Source organism: Shewanella sp. 11B5 (assembly GCF_002836795.1).
Taxonomy (GTDB): Bacteria; Pseudomonadota; Gammaproteobacteria; order Enterobacterales; family Shewanellaceae; genus Shewanella; species Shewanella frigidimarina.
In genome coordinates, this window is the sequence record NZ_PJAP01000499.1 from 1 (window position 1) to 5,873 (window position 5,873).

7 protein-coding genes are annotated in these 5,873 nt (G+C 40.0%); 3 read left to right on the plus strand and 4 right to left on the minus strand.

Features of this window, described 5'->3' with window-relative positions:
• A partial coding sequence (secB, locus tag CXF78_RS11695; RefSeq protein WP_102036884.1) for a protein-export chaperone SecB occupies positions 1-359 on the minus strand: 359 nt, incomplete at its 3' end.
• A 206-nt stretch (positions 360-565) separates the two neighbouring features.
• Entirely contained in the window at positions 566-1,000 is a 435-nt protein-coding gene (locus tag CXF78_RS11700) for a rhodanese-like domain-containing protein (protein ID WP_011639425.1), read from the minus strand.
• Between the two features lie 251 nt (positions 1,001-1,251).
• Between CXF78_RS11700 and gpmM the strand changes: the two genes are divergently transcribed.
• From gpmM to CXF78_RS11715, 3 genes are all read left to right on the plus strand, one after another.
• The gene (gene gpmM, locus CXF78_RS11705; protein ID WP_102036885.1) at positions 1,252-2,793 is read left to right on the plus strand and encodes a 2,3-bisphosphoglycerate-independent phosphoglycerate mutase; all 1,542 of its coding nucleotides are present in this window, start codon (positions 1,252-1,254) and stop codon (positions 2,791-2,793) included.
• A gap of 10 nt (positions 2,794-2,803) precedes the next feature.
• Positions 2,804-3,937 carry a murein hydrolase activator EnvC family protein gene (locus CXF78_RS11710; protein ID WP_102036886.1) on the plus strand — a complete coding sequence of 378 codons (1,134 nt, stop codon included), beginning with the start codon at positions 2,804-2,806 and terminating at the stop codon, positions 3,935-3,937.
• Between the two features lie 191 nt (positions 3,938-4,128).
• Entirely contained in the window at positions 4,129-4,887 is a 759-nt protein-coding gene (locus CXF78_RS11715) for a divergent polysaccharide deacetylase family protein (RefSeq protein ID WP_374702287.1), read from the plus strand.
• Here the strand turns inward: CXF78_RS11715 and CXF78_RS11720 are convergent.
• Both CXF78_RS11720 and CXF78_RS11725 read right to left on the minus strand, forming a co-directional pair.
• The gene (locus CXF78_RS11720; RefSeq protein ID WP_102036888.1) at positions 4,862-5,317 is read right to left on the minus strand and encodes an Rrf2 family transcriptional regulator; all 456 of its coding nucleotides are present in this window, start codon (positions 5,315-5,317) and stop codon (positions 4,862-4,864) included. The genes CXF78_RS11715 and CXF78_RS11720 overlap by 26 nt on opposite strands.
• Before the next feature lie 35 nt (positions 5,318-5,352).
• Positions 5,353-5,604, minus strand: a complete 252-nt coding sequence (locus tag CXF78_RS11725; protein WP_011639430.1) for a YkgJ family cysteine cluster protein — start codon at positions 5,602-5,604, stop codon at positions 5,353-5,355.
• Between the last annotated feature and the right edge of the window lie 269 nt (positions 5,605-5,873).

A 5,873-nucleotide genomic window follows, 5' to 3' on the forward strand; every position in this document is an offset into this window, starting at 1 on the left:
AAGTTGCCAACTAATTCACGTGCGTATGGGAACAATACGTTAGGGCAATATGCACCTAAAGAATGGGCAAGTTGTTGCTCAGTTAAACCAACAATCGAGAAAATACCCGCTTGCTGAACTTCACATAAAAATGCAGTGTCTTCGCCATTTTTAGCGGTAACAGTCAGTGATAAAATCACTTCATATGTGTCGTCAGACAATTTATTGCTGCGAGTATCTAAATCTAATTTTACTTCTGGGTTCCATTCTTTCTGGAAAACAGCTGGGCTGTTTGGCGTTTCAAAAGACAAATCCTTTGTATAAATACGCTGAATGTTGAACTGTGGTGCTTGTGCTTCGTTGTTTGCTACTTCAGCCATAATTTCCTACCTATCAATGTTATTTAGCTTTTCTGTGAAGCTAATTGTGTTGGGCTTTCACTCAATGCATAAAGAATTAATCTAGCATTAGTGCTATCCCGTAAAGTTGATCCAGCTCGATAAATAATAACGAACAGGATCTTGATAATAAACCGTGTTAACTCATACCCAAATTCGTTAACACTGAATACCATTAAGCAACGATATTAACGCTTGCTTTTAACGACTGGTAAATTAGCACCTTGCCATTCGCCCATGCCACCTTTAAGGTTAAACACGTTTTCAAATCCTTGTTTAGTAAGAAGTTGAGCTGCTTGGCCTGATGTCATACCTGAGTTACATACTAATATAATGGGGCTGGTTTTAAACTTTTCAAGGCTAGTGACTTGATTATTTTTAATTTCTGATAAGGTCACATTGAGTGAATCAACAATATGGCCTTTCTTAAATTCTTCTTTGCCACGCACATCAACGAGTTTGGCATCTTGCTTATTCACCATGAGTGTTAGCTCTTGATGACTGACATTCTTCACTTTTGATGTACCAGATTTAATGACACTAACAACAAGTGCTACAAACAAGCCGACCCACGCTAAGCTTAACATTGGGTTCGCTTTAAAAAATTCCATATATTCTTGCATAATTACTGATTTCTCTGACGATGACTAAGATGAGATGGCCTCGAGTATATCGTTTTGCTCGGCAGTTTTCATTAAAGAAACACCTAAAATAAACGGTTTACGCCGAGTTATTCGTGACTCGCCCCTCGTTATCAGCTGCTTTAGTTATATCTTCAAACCTATATGCCTTTTGCACACTATCGATAAGTAGTAATATTCATACAATTGAAATTTTATAACACTTCTATTTTAACTTAATAAGGTACTTGCAAATGGCTAAAAAACGTCCAATCGCATTACTTATCCTTGATGGTTGGGGTTACAGTGAAGACACGCAAGATAACGCGGTTTTTCATGCAAACACTCCTGTCTTAGATAAGCTCAATGCACAATACCCTCACAGTCTTATTTCAGGTTCTGGTATTGACGTCGGATTACCCGATGGTCAAATGGGTAACTCTGAAGTTGGCCATATCAATATTGGTTCTGGCCGAATTGTTTATCAAGAACTCACCCGCATCAGTAAAGCAATTGCAGACCATGAGTTTGAACAAAACGCTGCACTTTGCGATGCTGTAGACAAAGCCATTGCCGCAAACGGTGCGGTGCACATTATGGGACTATTATCTGCCGGTGGTGTACACAGCCATGAAGAGCACATTGAAGCTATGTGCCGTATGGCTGTTGAACGCGGCGCAACGAAAGTGTATTTACATGCCTTTCTAGATGGCCGTGATACGCCACCCCGTAGCGCTAAAAATAGCTTGGTTCATTTTGATGAGCTATTTGCCTCATTAGGTCATGGCCGAACAGCATCAATTATCGGTCGTTACTTTGCCATGGATCGTGATAATCGTTGGGATCGCGTATCGCAAGCCTACGAATTAATTACCGAAGCTAAAGGAAAGTTTACTTATGCTTCTGCACCAGAAGCGCTTGAAGCGGCATATGCTCGTGATGAAAACGATGAGTTTGTTGCAGCATCTGCAATTGTTGATGCGCAAGGCGAAGCTGCCGTATTAAGCGATAATGATTCACTGATATTTATGAATTTCCGTGCAGATCGTGCTCGCCAAATCACTCGCACTTTCGTGAATCCAGATTTTGACGGTTTTAAACGTAATAAAACACCAAAAATCAACTTTGTGATGTTAACTGACTACGCTGCAGACATTAATGCTCCGGTAGCCTATCCATCAAGTGATTTAGTGAACACTTTAGGTGAAACCCTGCAAAACTTGGATAAAACCCAGCTGCGTATTTCAGAAACTGAAAAATATGCCCATGTGACATTCTTTTTCAATGGCGGTAAAGAAGAGCCATTCGAAGGGGAAGATCGTATTTTAATTCAGTCGCCTAAGGTCGCTACATATGATCTGCAACCTGAAATGAGCTCGACTGAATTAACCGATAAATTGGTCGCGGCGATAGAATCTGCAAAATATGATGTGATCATTTGTAACTATCCAAATGGTGATATGGTCGGCCATAGCGGTAACTTTGATGCCGCAGTTAAAGCTTGTGAAGCGGTTGATGCATGTATTGGTCGTGTCGTTGAAGCATTAGCTAAAGTGGATGGCGAATGCTTGATTACTGCCGATCATGGTAATGCCGAAAAAATGAAAGATCCTTCTAACGGACAAGCATTTACAGCTCACACCAGTAACTTGGTACCGTTCGTTTATGTCGGTCGTGATGCCGTAATAAAAGATGGTGGACGCTTGAGCGATATTGCGCCAACTATGTTAACCTTGATGGGCCAAAGCATCCCGAAAGAAATGAGTGGACGCTGTATCATTGACCTTAAAGAGTAAACATTAACTCGTGATAACTCGTTTATTTATTAAAGCCAGCATTGTTGCTGGCTTTCTAATCTTTTCATTTACGGCCAATAGTGCTGATTTGTCTTCACGCCAGTCAGCTTTGAAGTCTATTCAAGCACAAATAAACCAACAACAAAATTCGCTCAAAGACACCTCAAGGCAACGTGAGAAGCTTATTGCGTTACTAAAAAGTGACGAGCAAGCGATTGCAAAAGCAGCTAAAAAAGTCAATCAATCACAAAATTCGTTGGCTGAAGTTAACGTCAAAATTAACGCTTTAGATAAACAGCAGATTGATTTAGCCAAGCTAAAAACAAGTCAGCAAGACACCTTATCAAAGCAGTTATCTAGCGCTTATTTGGCTGGTAATCATGACTACACTAAGATGATGCTTAACCAGCAAAACCCCGCCACTGTTGAGCGCATGCTGGCGTATTATCAATTTCTCAACAATGCCCGCATAAAAGCTATTCAACAACTCAAGCAAACTAGCATTGATCTTAATAAAGTTAAGCAACAGCAAGTAACAGCAAAGCAAAAACTCAATGCTTTAGTGATAGATCAAAAGCAACAAGCGCTGCAATTAACCAAAGAGCAAGGCCAACGTCAACAAACATTGACTCAACTACAAAGAACCTTATCTAGCAAAGGGGCAGAATTAGAGCAGCTGCAAATAGAAGAGGCAAGTTTAAAACGTATAGTGCAACAAGCAATGCTTGCCGCAAAAGCCAATCCAACAATGGATGGATTAGTCAGTCAAAAAGCCAAATTAAAATGGCCAACTAACGGCAGAGTGAGTAAACGATTTGGTAGCAACCGTTCTGGACAAATTGTTTGGAAAGGGACAGTGCTTTCCGCACCTGAAGGACAAAATATTAATGCAGTGGCATCAGGAAAAGTTATTTATGCCGACTGGTTACGAGGTTTTGGTATGGTGTTAGTTATTGATCACGGCAAGGGTTATATGAGCCTCTACGGTCACGCCCAAACACTATTAAGACAACCTGGAGATATGGTGAAAACTGGCGAGTCGATTGCGCTTGTTGGTCGTTCTGGGGGACAAAGTGAACCAGGGCTTTATTTCGAAATTCGCAATAAAGGTAAGGCAGTCGATCCAGCCTATTATTGTCGTTAATAGCAAAACACTCACCACTGATATTTAATGGTTAAACGTATTACAGGGTATAGCGTTATGCCTTGCCAAAGAAAGCGGTAAACGGCCCGATTAATTAACACTATATCAACGACAATAACTGTGTTTATAATCACGCCATTATGTAGATATCATTGAACAATAAAACTCACACAACCAAGTAAGCTAAATTCGTGCGAAACCTACTATTACTCCTACTATGCCTATGTAGCATCATGCCCGCTACAGCGACTAAATTAGCCATTATCATTGACGATATTGGTTATCGCCTAACTGACGAAGCAGCATTGTCATTACCAAGCTCGATCACTTTATCGGTATTACCTCATACTCCGCTAGGACAAAAACTTGCGCAAGATGGTTATCATAAAGGTCATGAAATAATGTTACACCTGCCAATGCAAGCCTTAAATGGCAAAGCGTTAGGACCAGGAGGATTAACCAATGACATGAATGAGGCACAAATTAAACAACAGTTACAAAGCGCGTTCTCTAATATCCCATTTGCTAAAGGGGCGAATAATCATATGGGCAGTTTACTGACTCAAATGGATGAACCGATGTTATGGGTAATGCAGAGTTTAAAACAACAGCAGTTATTTTTTGTCGATAGCTTTACCACTAAATACACCAAAGCCAGCAGCAAAGCTATGCAGCTTGGAGTGCCATCACTGAGAAGACATATATTTTTAGATAACGACATTGGTGAGCGTGCACTTGAACGGCAATTCCAACAAATGATTACGCAGTCGAAACAACAAGGTAAGCTGGTTGTTATTGCGCATCCTTACCCAGAAACTATTCGATTTTTAAACGCTAATTTAGCTCGTTTAAACGATAATGGCATCACATTAGTACCAACATCTCAATTATTTGATGACGTGAATGTGGCAATAGCAAGTCAGCCTAATCCAACTGCAACACTGAAATAGTTAAGTCTGGTAGTGTAGATAAAATATCAGATTTATTGGATACAATATCAGCTAAAGTATATTGATCAAGCACAGCAAGATAAGCCGTAACAGCCTGACCCAAAACGCCTTTTAATCGGCATATTGGCGTAAATCGGCAATAAGGAGATTCACAATCAATAGGAGATAATGAATGCTCTAAATCACGGACCAATTGTCCAATTAACACCTCATCAGCAGCTTTTGCCAATCTAAAACCACCGCTTTTACCTCTGACAGTTTGCAAATATCCCATTTTACCCAATTGATGGATAATCTTGGCTACGTGGTTTGAAGAAAGGTCAAAAACATTGGTGACTTCAGCTATTCGAAATAAACTTTCGCGTTCAGATTGCACTGCAAGATACATCAAAATGCGAATACCAAAATCTGTATATCGGGTTAATTGCATGATCTAAAATATCCAAGGTAAGTAATAAGCGCAGATTAGCATGTTGAAGACTCCAAATCAGTGATCAACCATAAAGCTTGTTCATTTGTCGTGCCGCACACATCAATACTTGCACTAAACTCAGCACAAACATCTGGACGTTCTGGCTGACCAAAAATCATACAAAGATTATCAGCGTTTAATTGAATACAACGCACCCCAGCAGGTTTCCCCATCGGCATGCCTGGTATTGCACTGGTGATAGAAGGCGCAATGCAGCAGGCACCACAACCCAAACGACAATCCATAACTTTACCCACTAAATAAAAAGCACTCTATTTTACAAGAATGCACTCATAACGACATGTTTAATTACATTATTGATATCGAGAATAATTGAAATAGTCGCCAAGCTAAGGCAAGTTACCCTCGAGCATTTCTTCAACCACTATGCCATTGTATATTAGATCACATTTTTAGTTCTTAAGCATTAAGCTCACTACAGTCATAGTGGTACATTATACCCTCTTATAGAATAAGGAAATTACCCATGAAACGTCCTGTAATTCTCGACTGT